At 37.9% G+C, this 24,700-nt stretch carries 20 protein-coding genes; 11 read left to right on the forward strand and 9 right to left on the reverse strand.

Going from position 1 to position 24,700, the window contains the following annotated elements:
• Positions 1–159: 159 nt before the first annotated feature.
• From QUD79_RS01600 to elbB, 3 genes are all read left to right on the forward strand, one after another.
• Positions 160–2,583 (forward strand): zinc-dependent metalloprotease, encoded by a 2,424-nt coding sequence (locus QUD79_RS01600; protein WP_184425185.1) that lies wholly within the window; start codon positions 160–162, stop codon positions 2,581–2,583.
• 673 nt (positions 2,584–3,256) lie between these two features.
• Positions 3,257–4,699, forward strand: coding sequence for an aminotransferase-like domain-containing protein (locus tag QUD79_RS01605; protein ID WP_184425187.1), 1,443 nt, complete (start codon positions 3,257–3,259; stop codon positions 4,697–4,699).
• A gap of 28 nt (positions 4,700–4,727) precedes the next feature.
• Positions 4,728–5,381: an isoprenoid biosynthesis glyoxalase ElbB gene (gene elbB, locus QUD79_RS01610; protein ID WP_184425189.1), complete on the forward strand. Its 654-nt coding sequence runs from the start codon at positions 4,728–4,730 to the stop codon at positions 5,379–5,381.
• A 45-nt stretch (positions 5,382–5,426) separates the two neighbouring features.
• Here the strand turns inward: elbB and QUD79_RS01615 are convergent, their stop codons facing one another.
• The 4 genes from QUD79_RS01615 to aroQ form a co-directional block, all read right to left on the reverse strand.
• A complete protein-coding gene (locus QUD79_RS01615) occupies positions 5,427–5,591 on the reverse strand; it encodes an oxidoreductase-like domain-containing protein (protein WP_221435229.1) in 165 nt (54 codons plus the stop codon).
• A gap of 117 nt (positions 5,592–5,708) precedes the next feature.
• Complete coding sequence (accC, locus tag QUD79_RS01620; RefSeq protein ID WP_184425191.1) at positions 5,709–7,055, reverse strand: acetyl-CoA carboxylase biotin carboxylase subunit; 1,347 nt, start codon at positions 7,053–7,055, stop codon at positions 5,709–5,711.
• Positions 7,056–7,079: 24 nt separating this feature from the next.
• Positions 7,080–7,526 carry an acetyl-CoA carboxylase biotin carboxyl carrier protein gene (gene accB / locus QUD79_RS01625; protein WP_184425193.1) on the reverse strand — a complete coding sequence of 149 codons (447 nt, stop codon included), beginning with the start codon at positions 7,524–7,526 and terminating at the stop codon, positions 7,080–7,082.
• Between the two features lie 70 nt (positions 7,527–7,596).
• Positions 7,597–8,052 carry a type II 3-dehydroquinate dehydratase gene (aroQ, locus tag QUD79_RS01630; RefSeq protein WP_184425195.1) on the reverse strand — a complete coding sequence of 152 codons (456 nt, stop codon included), beginning with the start codon at positions 8,050–8,052 and terminating at the stop codon, positions 7,597–7,599.
• A gap of 302 nt (positions 8,053–8,354) precedes the next feature.
• Here aroQ and QUD79_RS01635 point away from each other — a divergent pair, with 302 nt between their 5' ends.
• Genes QUD79_RS01635 through QUD79_RS01645 form a run of 3 tightly spaced genes read left to right on the forward strand, consistent with a single transcriptional unit; the run spans position 8,355 to position 12,473 of the window.
• A complete protein-coding gene (locus QUD79_RS01635) occupies positions 8,355–8,825 on the forward strand; it encodes a type 2 periplasmic-binding domain-containing protein (protein WP_221435231.1) in 471 nt (156 codons plus the stop codon).
• On the forward strand, positions 8,803–10,029 hold the full coding sequence (locus tag QUD79_RS01640; RefSeq protein WP_184425197.1) for a hypothetical protein: 1,227 nt from the start codon (positions 8,803–8,805) through the stop codon (positions 10,027–10,029). The genes QUD79_RS01635 and QUD79_RS01640 overlap by 23 nt, the downstream gene beginning before the upstream one ends.
• Positions 10,030–10,031: 2 nt before the next feature.
• Positions 10,032–12,473 carry a bifunctional diguanylate cyclase/phosphodiesterase gene (locus QUD79_RS01645; RefSeq protein ID WP_184425199.1) on the forward strand — a complete coding sequence of 814 codons (2,442 nt, stop codon included), beginning with the start codon at positions 10,032–10,034 and terminating at the stop codon, positions 12,471–12,473.
• Positions 12,474–12,698: 225 nt separating this feature from the next.
• On the opposite strand, the gene QUD79_RS01650 is transcribed toward QUD79_RS01645, so the two are convergent.
• Positions 12,699–14,558 carry a protein-disulfide reductase DsbD gene (locus QUD79_RS01650; protein ID WP_184425201.1) on the reverse strand — a complete coding sequence of 620 codons (1,860 nt, stop codon included), beginning with the start codon at positions 14,556–14,558 and terminating at the stop codon, positions 12,699–12,701.
• Positions 14,559–14,561: 3 nt separating this feature from the next.
• Positions 14,562–14,873 (reverse strand): divalent-cation tolerance protein CutA, encoded by a 312-nt coding sequence (cutA, locus tag QUD79_RS01655; RefSeq protein WP_184425203.1) that lies wholly within the window; start codon positions 14,871–14,873, stop codon positions 14,562–14,564.
• 173 nt (positions 14,874–15,046) lie between these two features.
• Between cutA and QUD79_RS01660 the strand changes: the two genes are divergently transcribed.
• The 5 genes from QUD79_RS01660 (at position 15,047) to QUD79_RS01680 (ending at position 19,285) form a co-directional block, all read left to right on the forward strand.
• A complete protein-coding gene (locus tag QUD79_RS01660) occupies positions 15,047–15,520 on the forward strand; it encodes an FxsA family protein (RefSeq protein ID WP_184425205.1) in 474 nt (157 codons plus the stop codon).
• Positions 15,521–15,615: 95 nt separating this feature from the next.
• A complete protein-coding gene (locus QUD79_RS01665; protein ID WP_184425207.1) occupies positions 15,616–15,906 on the forward strand; it encodes a co-chaperone GroES in 291 nt (96 codons plus the stop codon).
• Positions 15,907–15,995: 89 nt separating this feature from the next.
• On the forward strand, positions 15,996–17,648 hold the full coding sequence (gene groL, locus QUD79_RS01670) for a chaperonin GroEL (RefSeq protein ID WP_184425209.1): 1,653 nt from the start codon (positions 15,996–15,998) through the stop codon (positions 17,646–17,648).
• Between the two features lie 459 nt (positions 17,649–18,107).
• Positions 18,108–18,623 (forward strand): disulfide bond formation protein B, encoded by a 516-nt coding sequence (locus QUD79_RS01675; RefSeq protein WP_184425211.1) that lies wholly within the window; start codon positions 18,108–18,110, stop codon positions 18,621–18,623.
• On the forward strand, positions 18,620–19,285 hold the full coding sequence (locus QUD79_RS01680) for a DsbA family protein (protein ID WP_184425213.1): 666 nt from the start codon (positions 18,620–18,622) through the stop codon (positions 19,283–19,285). Before QUD79_RS01675 ends, QUD79_RS01680 begins: the two co-directional genes overlap by 4 nt.
• 64 nt (positions 19,286–19,349) lie before the next feature.
• Here the strand turns inward: QUD79_RS01680 and QUD79_RS01685 are convergent, their stop codons facing one another.
• The 3 genes from QUD79_RS01685 to QUD79_RS01695 form a co-directional block, all read right to left on the reverse strand.
• Positions 19,350–20,930, reverse strand: coding sequence for an AbgT family transporter (locus QUD79_RS01685; protein ID WP_184425215.1), 1,581 nt, complete (start codon positions 20,928–20,930; stop codon positions 19,350–19,352).
• A gap of 191 nt (positions 20,931–21,121) precedes the next feature.
• A complete protein-coding gene (locus QUD79_RS01690; protein ID WP_184425217.1) occupies positions 21,122–21,832 on the reverse strand; it encodes a VC0807 family protein in 711 nt (236 codons plus the stop codon).
• A 588-nt stretch (positions 21,833–22,420) separates the two neighbouring features.
• Positions 22,421–24,652 (reverse strand): S9 family peptidase, encoded by a 2,232-nt coding sequence (locus tag QUD79_RS01695; RefSeq protein ID WP_184425219.1) that lies wholly within the window; start codon positions 24,650–24,652, stop codon positions 22,421–22,423.
• Positions 24,653–24,700 lie beyond the last annotated feature (48 nt).

Here is a 24,700-nt window from a genome sequence, read left to right on the forward strand (position 1 = left end):
TAAATTATGCTCTACTAGCTATACTACAAAGTTACTAGCAGGTGCGGTTAAATTGTTTACGTAATCTGAAAGTTTAATTGAAAATTTCATGGTAATTATACCTAGAAATAGACTTTCTTCAGTAGAAATTAACATTATTATAATAGAATAAGGAATTATATGAAATTCGTTCGTCTTTTTGCTTTGGTGTTATTGAGTATTGCTTTTACTACAAAGGCTGCCAGTAACTATACTGAGTTTATCGCAGATAAGAAAATTCAAAGTGGCTATTTTTCTTTTTATTTAGATGACACAACAGGCAAAGTCTATTTAGAAATTAGTCAATTTAACCATGACTTTATATTTCAAAGTAGTCTACCTCATGGCATCGGTTCAAATGATATAGGCCTAGATAGAGGACAATTGGGTGATACCCGCTTAGTTCGCTTTGAAAGAGCTGGCGATAAAGTAATGTTGAGGCAATTAAATACTGATTATCGCGCTGATACTGATAACGAACTAGAAAAAAAATCAGTTAACGAAGCGTTTGCTAGCTCTATCATTTGGGGCTTCAATATTGAGAGTGAAGGAGAAAACGGTAAAAAAGTGATTGTTGATTACACACCTTTTTTACTGTCAGACATTCATAATTTAGCCGACCGACTCAAAAATAGTAAGCAAGGTAATTTTGCAATAGATCTTTCTAGAAGTTTTGTTTATCCACAGCGTAGTAAGGCATTTCCAGAAAATATTGAATTAGAAGCAACGGTTACTTTTAAAGGCTCTGGTGCGGGTAGGTATTTACGTAGCGTAACTCCAGATGCTAAAGCGGTTACTGTTAATTTACATCACTCATTAATTAAACTTCCAGACAATAATTATAAGCAGCGTATATTTCATCCTTATAGTGGTTATTGGTCACAAAGCTATGCGGACTATGCAAGCGCTATTGATGAGCCAATTATTAAACGTTTTATCCCTCGCCATCGCTTAGCTAAAAAATCTCCTACGGCTGCTGTCAGTGAAGCGGTTGAACCGATAGTTTATTATTTAGATGCTGGCGTGCCTGAGCCCGTGAAGAGCGCTTTACTTGACGGTGCACGTTGGTGGAACCAAGCGTTTGAAGCTATTGGCTATAAAAATGCGTTTCAAGTAAAAGTACTACCTGCAGATGCAGATCCAATGGATGTTCGTTATAACGTTATTCAATGGGTTCATCGTGCTACTCGTGGCTGGTCTTATGGTTCATCAGTAATTGATCCAAGAACAGGTGAAATTATAAAAGGTCATGTAACTTTAGGCTCTTTACGTGTACGCCAAGATTATTTAATTGCGCTAGGGTTAACATCACCTTTTACATCTGAACATGTAGATACGAGTATAATGAAAGAGATGGCACTTGCGAGAATTCGTCAATTATCTGCACATGAAGTTGGTCATACATTAGGTATTGCACATAACTTTGCAGCAAGTGTTAATGACCGTGCATCGGTTATGGATTACCCTCATCCATTAATTGAATTAGTCGATGGCGAAATAGATTTATCGAATGCTTACGATGATAAAATCGGTGTTTGGGATAAATATGTAATTGATTATGGTTACGCTGATATACCTGCAGATAAAGAACAACAATACTTAGCTTCTGCGATTAAAACAGCACAGGATAAAGGTTTGCTTTATGTATCTGATCCAGACGCTAGACCGGCATCAGGAGCTCATAACACAGGACACTTATGGGATAATGGCAAGAACCCAGCAGAAGAGTTGATTAGAGTACTTTCGATTAGAGATAAAGCGCTAGCAAACTTTGGCCTTAATAGTATTCCGGTTAATACACCGCTGTCAGAAATAGAGCAAGTATTAGTGCCAATATACAACTTTCATCGCTATCAGGTTGAAGCGGCGGCTAAACTAATTGCTGGTGTTGATTATAGCTACCAAGTGAGAGGACTAGACAGTGACAGCTCAATGGTATGGGTAGATGGAAAACTTCAGCAACAAGCGATTAATGCATTATTAAGTAGTTTGCGTACTGAAGTATTAACGTTACCAAGTCATATTGTTAAATTAATTCCGCCTAAAGCTTATGGCTATAGCCGCAACCGCGAAAGCTTTGATGCTAAAACAGGCTTAACATTTGATCCGGTTTCAGCAGCACAAGCGAGTGCTAAGCAAGTATTAGCATTAATGTTTAATGCGCAACGTTTAGCACGTTTACAGCAGCAAGCCGTTATGGACTCGGATATTCCTTCAGTCTCAACTATGTTTGAGCAGATAATATCACAAACGATAAAGTCTTCAGTGCCATCAGGATTAGGTTTGCTGGTTCAGCAACGAGTAAACCAGCAAGTAGTCGAGCAACTCTTAGGGCTTTGGCACAATGAAGCGCTTGTTAGCGAAGTAAGAGCGGAGGTATTTGTAACCCTAACTGAGTTGAATCAGTGGTTATCTGATAAAAGCCGTTCAAAGAAATATAAGTTAATGGCTGCACAGTTTAAACTATTAGCGAATCAAATTAGTTTTAGCTTGGCACAAGGTAAGTTGGTTACGCCAACCTCTACAATTCAATTGCCACCTGGTTCGCCGATTGGCAATAACTAACCGAAAAAAAACGGCATAGTAAGGAAGGATACTATGCCGTGGTGCATTTACACTTAAAAAATGTCTGGTGCACAAAACTACTCAAGGGTTTTAAGCCTCTATCCTATGGTGATTCTCTTGCGCATGCACTTATAACGGGATAAGTGGGTTTTTTTACGCGTTCATTAACGGGTTTAGCGTTAATATGAAATCGCCAACCGATATTTTGTTGACTCAATTCTTAATGACCATAAAAAATTTCTAAAAATGTGCTTTTCATCTTTTCTAAAGTTGGAAACTAAATATTTGCACACCTAAAAATAAGTAACCTGAGCTCGGGGTAATGGATGTGCGCAAACAAAAGAAAAAGTAAAGTTTTACAATGCTTTAATACCAGTTTCATTAAATAAGTGATCTATTTTATACGCAGTGAAAACAGTCAAATACAAGGCATTTATTTTCATAACTAGTTGTTCTAATTATAAAATAAATAACGCAGTAGTTGATTGTTTTAGCCAGTAGAAATGATCACATAATTAGTGAGATTGGTATAAATTGTTTCTTCACAAGTTCTATGTGCATTGGTGTACTTAGCTTATCCAGAATTCAGGTTGAACACTTTATGGTTGGACAGTTTACGGCGTTTTTGTTGTAATAACATATACAGAAAAACGGAAATAGCACCTATACAGTTATGCGTTTATTAGATCGAAGCTCATCAGACTTTCTTTATCAGCAAGTTATAGACTACATAACCAAACAAGAAGTTAATGGAAACTTAATGGCGGGTGATAAATTACCTAGCCTGCGTAAGTTAAGCCAACAATTCTCCATTAGTATACCAACCGTTAAACAGGCTTATGTTGAACTTGAGCGCCAAGGACTCATTTCTGCAAGGCCGCAATCAGGCTATTATTTACGAGCAAAGCAAGCAAAAAAATTATTGCCAAGACGTGATAAGTGGGCCTGTCGACCGCCTGAAGCCGTTACTTGCGGACACTTAATTGAAAAAAACTACGAAGTTATTCATCGTCCTGATACTGTAGCGCTAGGAGTATCAAATCCTATTCAAGCACATCCACCTGATAAAACACTTGCACGTTATATGCGCAGTGTGTTGAGTAAGGTTTCTGATAAAGCGGTAAGTTATGGTCCGGTAAATGGCGATATAAAGCTGCGATTAAGTTTAGCAACACGTTATCAAAATTTGGGTGTTGATATAAACCACCAAGAAATACTGATCACAAGCGGTGCTCAAGAAGCGCTGTCTATTGCATTACAGTGTGTGGCAAAGGCCGGAGACATCATTGCGATTGAGTCGCCCTGTTTTTTCGGTATTATTGAACTTATTGAAAGCCTAGGGATGAAAGCGTTAGAAGTGTATACCTGTACCGATAATGGTGTAAGTATTAGCGATCTTGAAAGCTTACTCGACCAGCATCAAGTAACAGCTTGTTTATTTTCAACTGCAGTAAATAATCCGCTCGGCTCTTTAATGCCAGACAAACAACGTCAGCAATTGGTGTCAATGTTAGAAAAACGTAATATTCCTTTAATTGAAGATGATGTATATAGCGATTTATACTTTACAGGTAAACGCCCTACACCAGCCCAACTATATTCAGAAAAAGGCTTAGTGATGACGTGCTCTTCTTTTTCGAAAACCGCAGCACCAGGATATCGTGTCGGGTGGTTGCTGGCAGGAAAGTATGAAGAGAAGGCAAAACGGATAAAAAGAGCGCAGTCATGCTCCACTGCAATGCTACCACAATGGACACTTAATGATTACTTAATGAGTGGAGAGTATGATCGTCATCTTATCGTATTAAGAAAAAAGCTTTCTTATAATTGTGAGAGACTTCGAGCTGCTATTGCTGCTGATTTTCCTGATCAAGTTCGTATTTCTCAACCCCAAGGGGGAAGTGTTTTGTGGGTAAGGTGTCAGTCTCATGTAAATACAAGTGACTTCTTTCATCAGGCGATTGAAAATGGGGTGAGCTTTGCCCCAGGCCAAATGTTTTCACCTTCAGGACAATTTAAAAATTTTATGCGGATAAGTTATGGCGTACAGTGGGGTGAGGATATTGAGCAGGCAGTTAAAAAATTAGGTAAGCTAGTTCAGCAATATTCAAATTAGCGTAAATATAGTAATAAAAGAGGTAACTATGAAAAATGTGGCAGTAATACTTAGTGGCTGCGGTGTTTATGACGGTAGCGAGATTTATGAAACCGTGCTTACATTATTAGCCATTGAACAAGCAGGAGCAAAGTATCGCTGTTTTGCGCCTAACATTGAGCAACATCACGTTATTAATCACTTAACGGGTGAAGTAAGTGACGGTGAAACGCGAAATGTTTTGGTTGAGTCGGCTCGAATAGCACGAGGTGATGTTGAAAATATAGAAGTGCTTGTTGAAAGTGAGTTTGATGCGATTATTTTTCCTGGTGGATTTGGCGCAGCAAAAAACTTATGCGACTTTGCTATCAATGGTGATCAATGCACGGTAAATCCATTAATTTTAAATGCAGCTAAATCTTTTGCTAAAGCAAGTAAACCAGCAGGTTATATGTGTATTGCACCAGCGATGCTGCCATTTATTTATGGCAAGAACATTCAAGGTACTATAGGTACAGATGTGGGCGTTGCAAGTGCGTTAACTGCCTTAGGACTTAGCCATCAAAATTGTCCAGTGGATGGTATTGTTGTGGATCAACAAGCGAAACTTGTAACTACACCCGCTTTTATGTTGGCGACTAATATTAGTGAAGCTGCGCAGGGAATAAACAAGCTTGTGGCAAAAGTTATTGAGCTTATTTAATTAGCATAAATATGATTTGGCGTTTAAACCAGGCTAGCATTTTGCTTATTCATTATTACTTTGCTTTTCTTGTTGTTCTTTTAGCTCAGCCTGTTGTAAACGCCAAGCTTTTCTTGCCGCGTAGTATGTATCCCATACACACGGGGTACATGCGCTGTCACAACATTCACCGTCTGTAGGAGGCTCTGGTTTTTCTAGTAAATCTGGCATATAACTTTTAATTCTCACCTTCTATTTGGTTATTTCTGTATACGTAGTGCATAGCTATTATAAATAAAAAAGCTCTGCGTGTGCAGAGCTTTAATCAACTTTGTCGGCTAGCCTAAACTATTCCGCTTCAGCAAGCTTCTTCTCTAAGTAATGGATGTTTGCTCCGCCATTAATAAAGCCTTGATCATTAAGAATGTCTTTATGCAAAGCAATATTTGTTTTAATACCGTCGATAACTAACTCATTCAACGCGTTACGCATACGGGCAATCGCAACATCACGATTATCGCCGTAGGTAATCAATTTACCAATCATAGAATCATAATGTGGTGGTACAGCATAATCAGCATAAATATGAGAATCCCAACGAACTCCCATACCACCTGGCGGATGAAAGCGTGTAATTACACCTGGCGAAGGTACAAACGTGCGTGGATCCTCAGCATTAATGCGGCATTCTATTGCATGACCTGAAATTTTTATATCTTCTTGAGTATAAGACAATGGTTGTCCAGCAGCGATGCGTAGTTGCTCTTTAATTAGATCAACGCCGGTGACCATTTCTGTTACAGGGTGCTCTACTTGAATACGAGTATTCATTTCAATAAAGTAGAACTCACCATTTTCATATAAAAATTCGAAAGTTCCTGCACCACGATAACCAATTTCTATACATGCACGACAACAACGCTCGCCAATTTGGGCACGCATTGCTGGTGTTATTCCAGGGGCTGGCGCTTCTTCAACTACCTTCTGATGACGACGTTGCATTGAACAGTCACGCTCACCTAAGTGAATTGCGCCACCCTGTCCGTCAGCCATTATTTGAATTTCAACATGACGTGGGTTTTCAAGAAACTTTTCCATGTAAACCATATCATTATTAAAGGTAACGCGTGCTTCGCTTTTGGTAAGCTGAATTGCATTGATGAGTTCAGACTCTTCACGCACTACACGCATACCACGACCACCACCACCACCTGATGCTTTAATAATTACTGGGTAACCGATACGTTTAGCATGAGCGAGGTTTAGCGACTCATCATTAGTTAAAGGTCCGTCTGAACCCGGTACGCAAGGTACACCTGCTGCCTTCATTGCCTTGATGGCAGACACTTTATCTCCCATTAATCGGATACTTTCAGCTTTTGGACCAATAAAAGTAAAGCCTGACTTTTCTACCTGCTCAGCAAAGTCAGCATTTTCAGCTAGAAAACCATATCCAGGATGAATGGCGACAGCATTAGTGACTTCAGCCGCAGTAATTATCATAGGAATATTAAGGTAACTGTCAGTAGCAGAAGGTTTACCTATACAAATTGTTTCATCGGCTAATAATACATGTTTTAACGTTCTGTCTGCAGTGGAGTGAACGGCTACCGTTTTAATTCCTAATTCTTTACATGCACGAAGTATTCTTAGTGCAATTTCGCCTCGGTTGGCGATAACAACTTTATCTAACATAGAATGACCCTTTATTTGTTGGGCTTATTCAATGATGAATAGCGGTTGGTCGAACTCAATAGCATCTTCGTTATCAGCTAGAATTTCTTTGATCACACCTGATTTGTCTGCTTCTATTTGGTTCATCATCTTCATTGCTTCAACGATACAAAGCGTGTCACCAACATGAACGTGCTGACCTACTTCTACAAACGCTGGAGAATCTGGTGAGCCTGCTGAATAATAAGTTCCAACCATAGGAGAGCGCACAATATGACCTGTTATAGCTGCTGGAGCAGCTTCTACTGGTGCCGCTGCTGGAGCTGCTACTGCTGGCGCCGGAGCTTGGGCATATTGCTGCATCATCGGAGCCGAAACCATTGAGCCACCACGACTGATACGTACTGATTCTTCACCTTCTGAAATTTCTAACTCATTAATGCCAGACTCTTCTACAAGCTCAATTAGTTTTTTTATTTTTCGAATATCCATAATACACCTTTGATTGTGTTAAATTTTTGATTTGTTGTTATGCGGACAAGCATACGTTTACAACCAATCATTATTTGTGTTGTTCAGTTAAGTATTGTTTAGCGGCTAAAAGTGCGAATTCATAACCCTTGGCCCCTAAACCGCAGATAACGCCAACGGCAATATCTGATAAGTAAGAGTGATGCCTAAACGGCTCCCTAGCATGTACATTAGATAAGTGGACTTCAATAAATGGAATATTTACTGAAAGTAGAGCATCTCTTAATGCAACACTGGTGTGGGTATAAGCTGCAGGGTTAATGATAATAAAGTCGATACATTCGATTGATTGATGTATTAACTCGATTAAACACGACTCTGAATTTGATTGACTGTGTGTTAGCAACAACTCTATATCTTTTGCCTTCACTGTTAGGTCCTTAACAATAGCATCAAGCGTCTGAGCACCATAAACACTAGGCTCACGTTTGCCGAGCATGTTTAAATTAGGACCATTTAGTAATAAAACCTTCGATTTAGTTGTCATATTCGCCAAAAAAGCTCTTAAAATCCACTATTGTCATAATCATTACATAAAAATATACTATTGAAAACCAAGAGAGCAAAAAAAATGTAAATCATCATTATCTATACTTATTATAGTCTTTTCACAGAAATTAGCAGCAAAATAGTGGTCTAATCTGTTAAGGCAGGGCTGAAGTGAAAGATTTTATAAGATTTATGTTAAAAAATTGGCCATTCTCGAACCATTTGCTAGACTGTATTTAATAATATAACTTTTTATCTAACTGAATTTTAATAGATATTATTGGTTAGCCACAGTAACCTGTGTCAAGTAAGCTATATCAATTTCACAGCACTGATAAGGAAATCGTTATCATTCGTTTTATTTTTATTGTTGCTTTCATTTATTTGAGTACTTTGTCGTTAAGTCTTCAGGCAGTGGAAGTTATCGCTCATCCTTCAGTTAACGTGGCAAGTTTAACCACGTCTCAGTTACGCAGAATTTATTCTATGCGTCAGGTTAAGTGGTCTAACGGTGTGCCAATTGTTGTATTTGTTCTACCTTCTAAATCGATAACTCATCAGAATTTTTGCAAAGAATCGTTGAAAGTATTTCCTTATCAATTAGATCGAATTTGGAATAAGTTAACGTTTTCAGGGTTAGGCGTTGCACCAACAGTTGTTGAAACATCAACGGAATTATTATTAGCAGTTAAACGCACACCAGGTGCTATAGGCTATATTGAAAGTATAATTAAGGAAGAAGAGATAAATGTTATCACTATTAATAATTAATAAGATGAAGCGATACCTTCTTCATATTTGTTTAGCTGCTGCAGCTATTCTCAGTAGTGGCTTTGCTGCAGCTAATGTATTTGAGAGCACAGATCTGAACATTCACGGCTTTATTTCTCAGGGCTTGATGGCTGTTGATGGCTCAGATTTTGTTAATGACGACAATACAATGTCTTCAGAGTTAACAGAGGTAGGTATAAATGCTTCTTATCAATTAAGTGATAGCTTTCGTGTGGCAGGGCAAGCAGCCTATTTAAATGGAGGGAATCGATTTAATAAAGGAGTACGAATTGATTACTTATTACTTGATTGGGATTTATTCAGTAATGAAAACTGGAGTACTAATGTTTATTTAGGTCGTTTTAAAAACTTTCATTGGCTGTATTCAAGCACGCGCGACGTTCCGATGACTCGTCCTAGTATTGTACTGCCACAATCTGTTTACTTTGACGCTACTCGCGACATGTCAGTTGGGGGAGATGGTATTGCAATTAAAAGCACTTATAGCAGTGAATTATTAGGTGATTTAGATTTTAATATTAGCAGTGGCAAGTCCCCTACATCAAAAGAGCAAACACGCATTATTATGGGGCGTTTTTCTGATGGAGATTTGAACCACGACACTGATTTTCAAGGGAGCATTTATTTTAGGCCGGGCCATTCTAATTGGCGCTTTGGCATTGCAACTACAAATGCTGACTTTAGTTATAGTGCGGGTGAAAATGACGCTTTTCTTGATGGTAACTTAGCATTAACCCGTTATTATGCAAATGCAGAGTACCAAGGTGAATTATGGACAGTAAGTGTTGAGCTTCTACAAGAAAAAATAGCAATATCCAACTTGTTATTTAATGGCTTTAATCGGTCATCGAAAGGACAGGGTGGTTATGTACAAAGTCAGTATCGATTAAGCGATAAACTACAACTTTTGACTCGATACGAGCATTATTGGGCAAACAAAGATGATAAAAATGGTAGTAAGCTCGAGGCATCAAGCCAGGGAGTTATCCCTCATTACTTTGGTTATCAGCGAGACTTTACCATTGGGTTGAGCGTCGACATAAGCACTAACATTAAGCTGCAACTAGAGCAACATTGGATTAAGGGAACAGCAAGATTAACACCGGTTGTTATTCCTGATCCTACTGTTAATATGAATGAATACTGGCAAATATCGACCTTGCAAATGACCTATTGGTTTTAATCATGAAGAAAATGTTTGTTAGTGTTCCAACCAAGCTTTTAATTTTAGTAATAACTGCATTAATGTTATTGAGTGCAGGTATTTCAGTAATGTCCCTGTCACGACTAAATCAAGAATTTAAGCAATATCAAACTGAAACATTAAAACAAGGCTTAGCGCAATTTAAAATTCATAGTGATATTTCGCGAGAGAAATTTCGGTTATGGCAAGAGGCTTTTGTCGATTTAGTTAATATAAAAGAAGAGCAGGGCTTTAGTAAGCTTTCAAATAGCTTAGCAGCGCAATATGATGCGATGCAATTTAACTTAAATGTTAAAAATACTTGGCTAGCGTCCTCAAAACAAACGTTACTCTTTAAAAGCAATGAGCTACCTGATTATGTCGCCGACAGTATCGCAATAGCTATGGTAGATGAGAAACCTGTTTACCAAATTTACTGTCAACAAATGTGCGAACAAATTATTGTATTGCCCATTTTAAATTATGACGGAGAAGTTGCTTATTTGGCCATGACTGTATCTTTGGTTGATATTATTTATGCAATTAACCAAGCGATTAAAAGTGAAGTTGCCGTTGTAAACTTTCCTAATGATATTGCTGCCACAATGAATCAAGTGAATAAAGTGACCGCTTCAGATACGCAATTACTAGAAACACTTTTTAATATGCACCAACAAAGCAGTATTACATCAGTTGATAAAGTAAAGTATGAAGGTGTTCAGTTAGACAGTAACGAGAAGAGTTATTTAATTAACTTAATGCCGCTATATGTTGGAGGTGAACAGCAGTATTTTATAGCGTTGATAGATGATGTAACTCAATTGAAAGAAGGTTATACCGAGTACCGCCTTCAGTTTCTACTTTCCTCTTTAATTATTTTTATTTCGTTAGCTTTTTTTGTTTATTTCGTTGCCAGTCCATTTACTAACCGTATTTTAACGCTTTCAAGTGCTCTGCCTTTATTAGCCTCGAAACAGTTTGAGCAGTTTCGAGGGATAAAACTGAAGCATCCGCGTATTTTTGCTGATGAACTTGATGTAGTAGCTACTGCTGCTACAGAGCTTAGTTTTGAGCTAGAGCAGCTGAATATCGAAGTTGAGCAAAAAACTAAAGAGCTAGAAAATATCGCTATGTACGATATCTTAACAGGCTTACCCAATCGCAACATGCTCAATTATCAATTGAGAAAAGTTGTTGCAAATATTGCCCGATACCAAAGAGGTGTTGCCGTACTTTTTCTTGATCTTGATGACTTTAAAAAAGTTAATGATAGCCATGGCCATGGTGAGGGAGATAAGTTATTAATTGAAGCGGCAAACAGAGTTAGGTTAAGTATTCGTAATATTGATGTTGCTTGTCGCTTTGGAGGCGACGAATTTGTTGTAATTTTAGGGCATATTGAAGATGTTGACGACGCTATTGCCGTTGCAGAAGAAATACTAGAGCGTTTTAAAGCGCCAATTAAAGTCGGTAGTAGTATTTTTTATGTATCTACCAGTATTGGCATTGCTTACTCTAAAGACGAAACAATTAAGCCTGAGCAGTTAATTAGTCATTCTGATATTGCAATGTATGAAGCTAAGGATGCTGGCGGTGCTCAGTACCATGTGTATCATGATGATATGTACCAAAGGGTTGCTCAACGTGTAATGCTTGAAAGTGAAGTGAGACAAGCATTGGCAAAAAATCAATTTAGTCTGAGCCTACAACCACAGTTATCGGCGCAAGACAAAAAACTTTACGGACTTGAGGCTCTTTTGCGTTGGCATCACCCTGAGCGAGGAATGGTTTCGCCAGATGATTTTATTCCTATTATAGAGAAGTCAGAGCATATGATCGAATTAGGCTATTGGGTAATTCGCCGCTGCTTTGAATTGAGTAAAGAGCTTAGAAATAAAGGCTACAAAGATGTACGTATTGCAATTAACCTTTCGGCGGGTCAATTTAGCGATATAAATTTACCGCAATACCTTTCAACATTACTTGCAGAGTTTGTCTTGCCAGCCAACAGTTTTGAATTAGAGCTCACTGAACAAACGTTAGTAACAGACATTGAAAAAGCAATAGATACGATGAATAACCTTAAAGCCCTAGGGTTTACTTTTGCTATTGATGACTTTGGAACAGGTTACTCTTCTTTAGCTTATTTAAAGCGGATGCCGGTTGATGTAATTAAAATTGATAAGAGCTTTGTCTTTGGTATGTTAGAGAACCACGCTGATTACCAAATAATTATGTCGACTATCGCTATGGTTAAAAATTTAGGGCTTTTAGTGGTAGCAGAGGGCGTGGAAAGTAGTGCGCAGCTGAGAAGTTTAACAGAGAATGAATGTGACATAATACAAGGGTATTACTTCGCAAAACCAGTGCCCGAGGTAGAGCTGTTTGCATTTCTTGATAGTCATATTGATGAAGGACACTGGAAGACAAAAGCGCACCATTAATATTCATGCGAACCTTTTGGCTATCTTGACTAAGCATAGGATATTAAAGTGTTGTAGTTTGGACGCAGTTGGCGAGTAGCGTTAGCTCTAATCAAGTTATTTCAATTGGTAGAAGTGCTTTGAAAACCAATTTAACCGTTTATTGAAGTGTTAATTGGAATTAATTCAGTTGAAGAAAGAGGAGTTAACGTAACACTTAACTCCTCTGATTTATCTTTATTGCGGCTAACTTGCGTTAAAGATTTTATTGATATGATCAGCAAAGTTTTTAGCTTCCATAAAGCCTGTTACTCTCTCTCTAATGAGCTCCTGACCTTGTAAATCAAAAAATAAAATAGAGGGCAAACCAAACACATTAAAATGTTTCATTAACGCTTTGCTTTCCGGGCTACCTGTATCAGTTAAGTCAATGCGTAAAAGTACAGTATTGTTCAAAGCATTTTGTACAGCTAGGTCAGGAAAGGTATATTCTTCAAACTCCTTACAAGCAACACACCAATCGGCATAAAGATCTACCATTACGGTTTTTCCATCTGAACTCGCATTAGCAATAGCGGAATTAAGCTCCCCTAAATTTGTCACATCGATAAAGCTGTTATGACTTACATTTGATTGCTCAGAATTAGTACCAGGGTTAATTACGTTAATCGCTTTATTTACACCATAAAAAAGTAGAGTAAATATAACTAGGCTACGAATGAAGAACGCAATATTAATTTTACTTTTATGGTTTGCGATATAGAAGTACACCCCTGAAACGATTAATAATGCTGCCCAAAGTAATTGTACTATGTCGTTATTTAGCAAACGCTCTAATAAGAAAATAGGAACAGCAAGCAGCAACAAACCAAAAATATTTTTAATGATTGTCATCCAATTTCCTGCTTTAGGTAGTAATTTACCACCAGAGCTTCCTAGTATCAGTAAAGGCAAGCCCATCCCTAAACTTAACGCGTAAAGCGCCGATGCTCCTAATACAACATCACCTGACTGGGAAATATAAAGCAATGCACCTGTTAATGGCGCTGTAGTACAAGGTGAGGCCACCAAACCAGAGATAACACCCATTACAAAAACACCGAATGATGACCCACCTTTTTGCTTGTTACTCAGGTTGTTTAACTTGTTTTGCCAACTGCTAGGCAGAGCAAGGTTGTAGGCACCAAACATTGAAAGCGCTAATAAAATAAAAACGACACTTAGTGTAATTAAAACAGCGGGGTGTTGGAACATTGCTTGAAACTGCGCTCCAGCAAGTGCCACCACAATACCCAATGCGGTATAGGTTATCGCCATACCTTGAACATATATAAAGGATAATTTAAATGCTTTTTTATTTGAAAGCTTATCACCTTGGCCAACGATAATGCCGGTTAAAATAGGGTACATTGGAAAAACACAAGGCGTGAAAGCAAGAAGAAGTCCGCCCACAAAAAATGCGATCAGTGTGAATGTTAAATTATCACCTTGGAGCATATTAACAAGTTGGTATTGCTCGCTTCCACTTGTTGAATTGTTTAATTCTGCACCACTGCTTTGATCACTGAAGTCGCGTTTTGTTGAGTCGTTTTTAGAGTTACCGGTGCCTAATGCACTCAACACCGCTTTATTAGTATCGCTAGAATTAATAGACGATAAATTAATGGTTTGTATTTCAGGTGGAAAGCAAAGACCTTTCATAGCACAGCCTTGGTACCTCACCGAAATACTTGCATTATCTCCTACATGGGTTAAATCTATGGATAGATCAATATCTTGTGTATAAATTTCTTGAACACCAAAAAACTCATCTTCATGCTCTATTCCTTGTGGTAATAGTGGGGCAGAAAACTCGGTATTGTCAGCAGTAAATTTAAATTTATTTTTATAAAGATAATAACCCTCGGCAATTTCAAAACTAATAGTGAGTGCTTTGCCTTGCTGATAGAAGCTAAATTGAAATGCTTGCTCTGGCTTGAGAAATTCACTTTCGTTTGAAAATAATGTAGATGAAGAAGTATCGAAAATAGACTTCTGCGCGCTTGCTGGCAAAGATATTAATGTACTTAGCAGTATACTAATACAGAAAAAAAATAGTTTATTCATGGGTTATTTTAACGACTCACTAATCCAGTTTAAATACTGTAAGTTGCCTTGATGAACATTTACAGCAACAATCTCAGGTACATCATACGGGTGCAACACATTAATGCGATCAGATAATTGATTAAATTTATCTTTTTTGGTTTTTATGATTAATTGCACTTCATTTTGACATTCGACTTTTTCTTGCCAGCGATACACAGACGTTACGTTGGGTAACAATGTTACGCATGCGGCTAATTTTTCTTCAACTAAACAAGTGGCGATTTCTTTTGCGACTTGTTCGTTTGGGCAGGTACACAATATCAGCTGAAACATTATCTTAATTACCTTAACGTTTACTAACTCACAGATAGATAACTGTAGAATACGTTAATTAGCGCATATTAGTAAACTTAGATTCACTAATGATCTAGCGATTAATCGTACCTACTTGAAATAGACCGATAACCCCCCATATATATTTCATATAAAATTTACGAGTCTTATTTATGTTTAGAGTGTTATTTCTCTTATTTATTATTATCCCTATTATTGAAATTACAGTCTTAATGCAAGTTGGCTCTTGGCTGGGCTTATGGCCTACCATAGGTATTGTTATTTTAACCGCATGGGTCGGTGCTAAATATGTAAAACAGCAAGGTGTAGCCACCTTACAATCAGTACAAGAAAAAATGGCGAAAGGGCAAATGCCATCAGATGAAATAGTAGAAGGCATGTTACTTTTAATTGCTGGTATCGTGTTAGTAACGCCAGGCTTTGTTACTGATATTTTTGGTTTAGTGCTGTTACTTCCAGCGACTCGTAAAGGGATTATTAAGACAGTGCAAAAACATATTGTAGTAAATGGCGTTGCTTCAGGCTCTGCACACTTTCATCAGTCGTCGGTAAATCATCCTTTTGAACAAAATATAGATCATCATCAGGGTAAAACGCTTGATGGTGAATATGAACGTAAAGAGTAAAAAAATTTTAAAAAGGGCTTGTGAAGCAATAAATAATCCCCATCTTTGAAACATAGAAAATTAACCCTATTAAATATAGTCTCAGGAGAAAATAAATGAGCATTCGTCCATTACACGATCGCGTAATTGTTAAACGTAAAGAAGTAGAATCTAAATCTGCTGGTGGTATCGTCCTAACGGGAAGTGCCGCTGAGAAGTCAACTCGCGGTGAAGTTATTGCTGTTGGCAACGGTCGTATTTTAGAAAACGGTGATGTTAGAGCATTAGACGTTAAAATTGGCGATCAAGTAATCTTCAATGAAGGTTACGGCGTTAAAACAGAAAAAATTGATGGTGAAGACGTATTAATATTGTCTGAAGGCGATATTTTAGCAGTAGTTGAATAACCGCTAATACCTTCAGATATTATCCCAATTTATTAGCGCAGAGTTAATGTTAACTCTGCTGACAATATACAAGATTAAAGGAAAAGAAAATGGCAGCAAAAGATATTTTATTTGGTAACGACGCACGCGTAAAAATGCTTAAAGGCGTTAATATTCTTGCAGACGCAGTTAAAGTAACATTGGGACCAAAAGGTCGCCATGTAGTATTAGATAAATCATTTGGTGGTCCATCAATTACTAAAGACGGTGTATCAGTAGCTAAAGAAATTGAATTGGAAGATAAATTCGAAAACATGGGCGCACAAATGGTTAAAGAAGTAGCGTCTAAAGCCAATGACGAAGCTGGTGACGGTACAACTACAGCAACTGTATTAGCACAAGCAATTGTTAACGAAGGCTTGAAATCAATTGCGGCGGGTATGAACCCAATGGACTTGAAACGTGGTATCGACAAAGCGGTTATCGCTGCCGTTGAAGCGCTTAAAGCATCTTCTCAACAGTGCACAGATAACAAAGCTATTGAGCAAGTAGGTACAATTTCTGCTAACTCGGATGAAACCGTTGGAAAAATCATTGCAACTGCTATGGAAAAAGTAGGTACTGAAGGTGTAATTACCGTTGAAGAAGGTCAAGCATTAACTGACGAATTAGATGTGGTTGAAGGTATGCAGTTTGATCGTGGCTACCTATCTCCATACTTCATCAACAACCAAGAAAGTGGTTCAGTTGAATTAGAAAATCCTTATATTTTGTTAGTTGATAAAAAAATATCTAACATTCGTGAGTTGCTTTCTACCCTTGAAGGTGTTGCAAAAGCAGGTAAACCACTATTAATTATTGCTGAAGACGTTGAAGGCGAAGCCTTAGCAACATTAGTTGTAAACAACATGCGCGGTATTGTTAAAGTAGCAGCTGTTAAAGCGCCTGGTTTTGGTGATCGTCGTAAAGCTATGTTGCAAGATATTGCTACACTAACAGCGGCAACTGTTATTTCTGAAGAAATAGGTATGGAGCTTGAAAAAGCAACTTTAGAAGATTTAGGCCAAGCCAAGCGTGTTGTAATTTCAAAAGACAACACCACTATTATCGACGGTATTGGTGAAGAAGCAGACATTCAAGCACGTGTTGCTCAAATTCGCGGTCAAATTGAAGAGTCATCTTCAGACTACGATAAAGAAAAGCTGCAAGAGCGTTTAGCTAAACTTGCTGGCGGTGTTGCTGTAATTAAAATTGGTGCAGCAACAGAAGTGGAAATGAAAGAGAAGAAAGCCCGTGTTGAAGATGCATTACATGCAACACGCGCGGCAGTTGAAGAAGGTGTAGTTGCTGGTGGTGGTGTTGCATTAGTAAGAGCTGCAGACGCAATTAAAGACCTTGAAGGTATCAACGAAGACCAAACACACGGAATTAAAGTTGCTATTCGCGCAATGTCTGCGCCATTACGCCAAATTGCGACTAACTCAGGCGATGAAGCTTCAGTAGTGTTAAACCAAGTACGTACTGGCGGTACAGGTAACTACGGTTATAACGCAAGTAACTCTACTTACGGCGATATGCTTGAAATGGGTATTCTTGATCCAACAAAAGTAACGCGTTCAGCATTACAATTTGCAGCATCAGTAGCCGGCTTAATGCTAACAACTGAAGCGATGATCACAGATGCACCTGTTAAAGACGCTGGCCCAGCAATGCCTGATATGGGCGGCATGGGTGGTATGGGCGGAATGGGCGGCATGATGTAATTTATGCTTGATTAAATTGCCTACTTCATCGTTGCTTTATTACTCGTTTAAGAAACACTAAATGTCGTAAATAAAGCGCCTTGAATTAAACAATTTTCTCTGCGCCTAAATAGCATTAGCTACTTAACCCTTAAAAGATAAAAACCTGCTTCGGCAGGTTTTTTGTTCTATTTTCAGAATATATTAGAGTAAAGTAATTATGTAGTGCTTTATTTTGATCAACAGAAGATATAATACCAATCTCACTAATTATGTGATCATTTCTACTGGTTAAAACAAACAACTACTGAGTTATTTATTTTATAATTAGAACAACTAGTTATGAAAATAAATTCCTTGTATTTGACTGTTTTCACTGCGTATAAAATAGATCGCTTATTTAATGAAACTGGTATAATAAATCAATAGCGTGTTGTTGCATTTGCTTTTCGTAGACAGTGTTAAATAAGATAAGCTGTTATGATAGCCTTTGAAAATGTCAGCCAGTTTTATATACCTAAGAGAAATATTATTAAAAACGTTACTGAAGATAAATTAAAAACTAAGGGACAGCAGGGCTGGGGATTAATTTTTATCTGCTGGCTAATTGCGATGGCTGCTTTATTTGGTAGCTTGTTTTTGAGTGAGATTATGGGGTTAAAACCCTGTGTCTTGTGCTGGTGGCAACGCGTTTTTATTTACCCGCTGGCGGTGTTGTTCTTGGTAGGGATGTTCCCGCAAGACAATAAACTAGACCTTTCAGTGGTTCGTTATACGCTCCCGTTGGCTGTTATTGGCTTGGGGTTTGCTATTTATCACTATCTTGTTTATCAGGGGATTATTCCAGAATCGCTACAGCCATGCAGTGAAGAGTTGTCTTGTGCAAAAATCAATTTGGAACTTATGGGTTTTATCACTATTCCAATGCTATCAATTTTTGCCTACAGTGCCATAATTGTGCTTTTAATTATCTACCGCAGAAGGTTTTATCAATGAAAAAGAATATGATAATTGCTGTTACTTTAATTTCCTTTATTGTACTTTTTATCGTGGCAGCGACCATTTATAACAATCAGAAAAATAATGAGCTTAGCAGTGTTTCGCAAATAAATAGTGACTATATACAGCGTGATCACTCTCCAATGATGGGCCCACCAGGTGCGAAGGTAACTATTGTTGAATTTTTTGATCCAGCCTGTGGAACATGTAGTGCGTTTTATCCTTTTGTAAAGCAGTTAATGAAAGACAACCCTGGTCAAGTGAATTTGGTGTTGCGTTATTTACCTTTACACCAAAATTCAGATGTGATCGTTGCCATTTTAGAAGCCTCGCGCTTGCAGAATCTTTTTTGGGAAACGTTAGAGCGTGCCTATGAAACTAGAGATTTGTGGATAGATCATCATGTATCTAGACCAGAAAAATTTTGGAATCAACTGGGTGGCTTAGGTCTAGATATGGAAAAATTAAGAGCAGATATCCAGAGCGCAGAGGTGTTACGACGGGTTAAACTCGACATGTCGGATGCCAAACACCTTAATGTGAACAAAACCCCCGGATTTTTTGTTAATGGAAAGCCTCTAGTTCATTTTGGTTATAAACAACTTCAGCAGCTCGTTCAGTCAGAAGTTAAAGCAAGCAATAGTAAAACATCACCTTAAGTCGGTGCTGGCAGATAAATAATTTATCTGCCTTAAACCTATGTATTATACAAATACCCTGCAATCAAGGTTGATAATAGATAGGTGATTCAGGCCCAACGGGTAATCCGAACGCAAATACCCAAAGATAAAATAGTGCTATCCAACCAATTAAAAATGTGATGCTGTAAGGCAACATAGTTGCGATTAATGTACCGATCCCCATGTCTTTTTTATACTTAGTGGCAACTGCTAGTATCAAGCCAAAATAACTCATCATTGGTGTTATTAAGTTGGTGACAGAGTCGCCAATACGATAAGCGGCTTGTATAGTTTCAGGTGCGTACCCAATTAGCATTAGCATAGGAACAAATATTGGTGCGGTTGCAGCCCATTGTGCTGAAGAAGAGCCAAGTGTGAGGTTAATTATCGCACACATTAAAATAAATAATACAAACACTTCTGGTCCTGTCATGCTTAACGCTTGTAAGAGTTCAGCACCGTTTATTGCTAAAATAGTACCTAAGTTTGTCCAATTAAAAAATGCGACAAATTGAGCCGCAAAAAACACCAAAACAATGTACATGCTCAACGAGCTCATACTTTTACTCATGGCATTAATTACATCACGATCATTCTTCATGGTGCCCACGATTTTACCGTAGACAAAGCCAGGGATAGCAAAGGTAACAAATATAAAGGCAACAATTCCCTTTAAAAATGGAGAGCCTTTAACTAAGCCTGTTTCAGTGTTTCTCAAAATACCGTTCTCAGGAATAATAGTAAACGCCAATAAAATAACTAAGAATAGAAAAGTCAGTCCTGCGTAAGTTAATCCTTTACGCTCAAGAGCTGATAAATGCTCAATGTTAGAATTTAGTACCTCGCTTGCCTCATCTTCGTTGTATTTGCCTAATCTCGGTTCAACAACTTTTTCAGTAATAAAAGTACCTAAAAATGCAATTAAAAGCGTAGATATCATCATAAAATACCAGTTAGCCTCTGACCCTACTTGGTAATTAGGATCGATAATTTGGGCTGCAGGGGTTGTTATACCCGCTAAAAGAGGATCAATAGTGCCTAACAGTAAGTTCGCACTATAGCCACCTGAAACCCCTGCAAAAGCAGCCGCTAAGCCAGCGAGTGGATGACGACCTAAGCTGTGAAATATCATTGCAGCAAGCGGGATCAACACCACATAGCCAAGCTCTGAAGCGGTATTAGATAAAATAGCGGCCAACACTATCATAAAAGTAACGAAACGTTTTGACGCACCCATTACCATGCCGCGAAGTGCTGACGATAAAAGCCCTGAATGCTCAGCAACGCTTACACCAAGCAAAGCAACTAACACAGTTCCTAGCGGGGCGAAATTAGTAAAGTTAGTGACTAATCCAGTGACGATTTTTTGCAAACCTTCAGCGCTTAATAAACTAACCACTTCTATCACGCCATCAGGATCTCTTCCTGCCGAGCCAAGGGGTCTTGGGTCTATCGCACTTAAGCCAAACCAATCAGCAATGCCACTAAAGACGATGATGAACAAACAAAATAAGGCAAATAATGTGATGGGGTGCGGGAGTAAATTGCCTAAGTATTCTACCGATGCTAAAAAGCGGTTAAACCAACTATCTTTGGGCGCTTGCTGTGTATTTTCTAAGGTCATAAGTTTTGGGTAATAAATGATTAAAAATCATAACTTACCACTTTATCTACTTAAAAAGCTAAAACAATTTAATAATGGCAAATAACTTGCCCATTGAATACACCACAAAAGACAAAAGCAGCTGCCATTAAAGTCAAAACTTGGGGGAGCTAAAGTTTTTTATTGAACACTATTTTTAATCGGGTCGGGTATTAACTGGCATTTAACATTTCTTCAAACGTTAATCCTGTTAATTTTGCAATTACTTTAATCACGTAAAATAAAATACCAAACATCATTATTAATGAAGGGATCGCAATTACAGGGTAACTTAACAAAGTCATTTCGCCCAGTTGCTCATTAAATTCAACAGTACCTGTTGGGCTAGTAACTATCCATTTAGCTAAAATGTAATTCATGGTGGACGAAAAGCCAAACGTGCTCGCCAAAATGAGGTTGGCATTATTGATTTTTCGTTTAAATTGCTCTGTATTGCCATTTTGCGCTAACGTTTCGTAAATTAACTCTAATTTAAATATATAGGGGTTTAATAATAGTTTTGCTAATAACGGCTTACCAAAAAAACCAGAGGCTAATACAACAGTGCCTATTACCGCTGGTATTGCGGCTTCTTTAATCGCTAACCATTCGACACTAAGCTCAAACAGGGCAATGCCGCCGGTTAATAATGTACTTAAAAAACCCAATAATGAAATAAAGTTTAATGATCGCGTTTTAATAAAGTCATGAATGGCATAACTAACAGGAAACGCTAAAGCAACAATTAACCCAGTTACTGTGCCTAAGTATTCAGGGCTCGATAGTTTCATTAAAATAATTGACGGGATCACGATATTAAAAAACAACTCTAGCAGTGTGTTATTTTTCTTTTGCGGCGTTGTGCTTTGATTAGTCTCTGACATTACTGTGTTCCTGAGTATCCCAAGTTATTTTTACTATGTAACGTATCTGATCTCAATATGTGCATACATATATTGGGCTATTAAGAGCAGTCTACCTCTTGATTGGTGTTAACTGTAGAGGTGTATATTTATAATGCTTATTATCGAAGCTTGTTTATCTGCCGGGTATTGTAGCTAAAAAGAGAGAATAAAGGGATTGCATTTAACACTTATTTATCAAAGAAGCGTAATTTAGCGCTAGTTACTATTTACTGCCAGAACACGCCCTAATAATAATCCTTCAAATTGAGACGCTAGTAGCATCTTTATGATTTCACCCCTTAACATTCTACTGTTAAGGGGCTTATACCAATCTCACTAACTATGAGATCATTTCTACTGGCTAAAACAGTCAACTACTGCGTTATTTATTTTATCATTATCGCTACAAGGATGTAGCTTATGTGGGCAATGCCGGAACATAATTGCCCTAAACAACTAGTTATGAAAATAAATGCCTTGTGTTTGACTGTTTTCACTGCGTATAAAATAGATCACTTAATTAATGAAACTGGTATTACTCTAAATAAAGTAGCTCAGCTTCATTGACTAGGGTTGTAAATGTTCAATAAAGAAGCGCCAGCGTTTTTCAACAAAATAGGGGCTGTTATCCAGTACGTGCCCCATCTTAGGCATAATCAGCAGATCAAATTCTTTATTTGCTTTGATTAGCTTATCAACCAAACGTAACGTTGCTGAGGGATGTACATTACTGTCTAACTCTCCATGGGCGAGGAGTAACTTTCCCTTTAGCCGTTCTACATTCGTATAATTTGATTGTTGATCCCAGTGCTCTGTTTCTGGCCAACCCATCCAAATTTCATTCCAGCCAGACTTGTCAACACGAAAATCATGATTACCAGATGCGCTCACCCCTGCTTTAAAAAAATTATTATGGCGCAACATTGCTTGCATGGTGTCGTAGCCACCAGCGCTAAAGCCAAATATACCTACTCTTGATAAGTCAAAGTAGGGGCGCTTTTTTGCCAGTTGTTGTATTGCCCAAACATGATCGTCAGTACCTGCTGCAAGGTTTTTATAACTATGACGATGAAATGCTTTACCGCGCTTATTTGTACCTCTACCATCCATTTTTATTACAATAAAGCCAAGCTCTGCTAGGGCAGGGCGTTGGTTGGTATAGGTGTTAAATGACTTTGGTGTAAAGAAGTTGTGCGGACCAGTGTAAGTATCATCAATAATAGGATAAGACTTTTTATCATTAAAATTACTGGGTTTATATATCAAACCGTACAAGGGAGTTTTACCATCATCGGCTAATACTGTAAACGGTTCAGGTGGTTGCCAACCAATAGCTGTTAACTCGCTAATATCAGCCTGATCTAGCTTAAGTAGTTTTTTTCCGGTACTTGCATCTCTAAGCCACGACTGCGTTGGAGTGCTTGGGTCAGAATAACTGTCAATAATATAGTTATAATTAGGTGAGATAATAGCGCTGTGCTCTAACGGTTCTGGTGTCAGTAGCTTTAAATTTGAACCATCAAGGTTAATACGATAAAGGTGGCGAACATACGGATCTTCGTTGGCTTCTTTCCCTGATGCTTCAAAATAAAGCACACCTTTTTCTTCATCAACGCCTTTAATATCTCTAACTGTGTATTGCCCTTTGGTGATCGGATTAATTAGCGCCCCATTGTTAGCATCATATAAATATAAATGTTGATAACCACTGCGTTGAGAGCTCCAAATTACCTGTTCAGATTGCGTTAAATTTTTAAAGGTTTGAACCCAAGGGTCGATAAACTCTTCATCAGTTTCTTTGATTAAAGAAATAACACGGGCTTCTTTGGCAATTACTTTTCTTAAGTGGTATTCACGATTTCCGCGACGGCGATCATGGTAATAAAAATCGTTGTTATGCCACTCTCCCCAAATTGCACCGCCATAATATGTTTGCATAATTTTAGGTGCATCGAGTAACTTCCCTTGCTGGGCAACAGTATCAATTAAATAAATTTGCGCGTTTGGTAATATACTGTCACCAGCTTTCGGGTAATAGTAGCTAACGGTATTCACACTAAAACCGTTATCGCTCACGCTATCTGTAAGTGTTAATTTGTTTACGCCTGATCTAAAGAGTTTATAACTTATTAAGTACTTACTATCGTCAGACCAATAAACTTGTAAGTTGTCTTGTGGCTCGTAATTTGAATTGGCTAATAAGGCTTCAGGGTAAGGATGTTTTACAGCGTAAGGCTCGCTTTCTGAGCCATCATCAGTCATTTGCTTACAAGTACTGGTTTCAGCACTACATAAGTACAAATTATAATCTACAACCTTTACATAGTGTTGGTTATTCGGTGAAAGGTACTTTGCAACAGGTTTATCAACGCTATTATTAAGTAAGCATGAGTAGGGCTTGGTATTGATAGCACAGGTATATTTATCTTTTTCGATAGCGAAAGAGAGCATGTTTCCATCAAAACTCACCTGATCTAATGGTTTAGTGCGCCAGTCTATCTCTATAAATGGCTTAAGGGCATGCTTAAGCAAGGTTTGTTCAAACAGCGCCTGCTTACTTTCTGAAGAAACTAAAACAAATTCTTGTCCGTTTTCAGAAGAATAGCGTTCAAACCAAAAATGGTCCTTATTATTTATCCAGTGTGGCGTAATAGATAAATTATGAACTTTGCCTTTTAAGTTTTCGGGAGAAAATAACTGTGCTCGTTCTATGTTAGCAGCTTTTATTGAAGTGCTAGCGGGCGACAATTGACACCCAAGCACTAACATACCTAACAACATTACTAATAGTTTATTCATTTTACTTCTCTTATTTAGCCGTGAATTTCTCAATACATTATTTGCACT

Origin of the sequence: Thalassotalea piscium (assembly GCF_030295935.1) — a bacterium.
Lineage (GTDB): Bacteria > Pseudomonadota > Gammaproteobacteria > Enterobacterales > Alteromonadaceae > Thalassotalea_B > Thalassotalea_B piscium.

Coding starts and splice junctions, on each gene's coding strand:
- QUD79_RS01600 (WP_184425185.1), top strand. CDS start 160: ATGAAATTCGTTCGTCTTTTTGCTTTGGTGTTATTGAGTATTGCTTTT.
- QUD79_RS01605 (WP_184425187.1), top strand. CDS start 3,257: ATGCGTTTATTAGATCGAAGCTCATCAGACTTTCTTTATCAGCAAGTT.
- elbB (WP_184425189.1), top strand. CDS start 4,728: ATGAAAAATGTGGCAGTAATACTTAGTGGCTGCGGTGTTTATGACGGT.
- QUD79_RS01615 (WP_221435229.1), bottom strand. CDS start 5,591: ATGCCAGATTTACTAGAAAAACCAGAGCCTCCTACAGACGGTGAATGT.
- accC (WP_184425191.1), bottom strand. CDS start 7,055: ATGTTAGATAAAGTTGTTATCGCCAACCGAGGCGAAATTGCACTAAGA.
- accB (WP_184425193.1), bottom strand. CDS start 7,526: ATGGATATTCGAAAAATAAAAAAACTAATTGAGCTTGTAGAAGAGTCT.
- aroQ (WP_184425195.1), bottom strand. CDS start 8,052: ATGACAACTAAATCGAAGGTTTTATTACTAAATGGTCCTAATTTAAAC.
- QUD79_RS01640 (WP_184425197.1), top strand. CDS start 8,803: ATGTTATCACTATTAATAATTAATAAGATGAAGCGATACCTTCTTCAT.
- QUD79_RS01645 (WP_184425199.1), top strand. CDS start 10,032: ATGAAGAAAATGTTTGTTAGTGTTCCAACCAAGCTTTTAATTTTAGTA.
- QUD79_RS01650 (WP_184425201.1), bottom strand. CDS start 14,558: ATGAATAAACTATTTTTTTTCTGTATTAGTATACTGCTAAGTACATTA.
- cutA (WP_184425203.1), bottom strand. CDS start 14,873: ATGTTTCAGCTGATATTGTGTACCTGCCCAAACGAACAAGTCGCAAAA.
- QUD79_RS01660 (WP_184425205.1), top strand. CDS start 15,047: ATGTTTAGAGTGTTATTTCTCTTATTTATTATTATCCCTATTATTGAA.
- QUD79_RS01665 (WP_184425207.1), top strand. CDS start 15,616: ATGAGCATTCGTCCATTACACGATCGCGTAATTGTTAAACGTAAAGAA.
- groL (WP_184425209.1), top strand. CDS start 15,996: ATGGCAGCAAAAGATATTTTATTTGGTAACGACGCACGCGTAAAAATG.
- QUD79_RS01675 (WP_184425211.1), top strand. CDS start 18,108: ATGATAGCCTTTGAAAATGTCAGCCAGTTTTATATACCTAAGAGAAAT.
- QUD79_RS01680 (WP_184425213.1), top strand. CDS start 18,620: ATGAAAAAGAATATGATAATTGCTGTTACTTTAATTTCCTTTATTGTA.
- QUD79_RS01685 (WP_184425215.1), bottom strand. CDS start 20,930: ATGACCTTAGAAAATACACAGCAAGCGCCCAAAGATAGTTGGTTTAAC.
- QUD79_RS01690 (WP_184425217.1), bottom strand. CDS start 21,832: ATGTCAGAGACTAATCAAAGCACAACGCCGCAAAAGAAAAATAACACA.
- QUD79_RS01695 (WP_184425219.1), bottom strand. CDS start 24,652: ATGAATAAACTATTAGTAATGTTGTTAGGTATGTTAGTGCTTGGGTGT.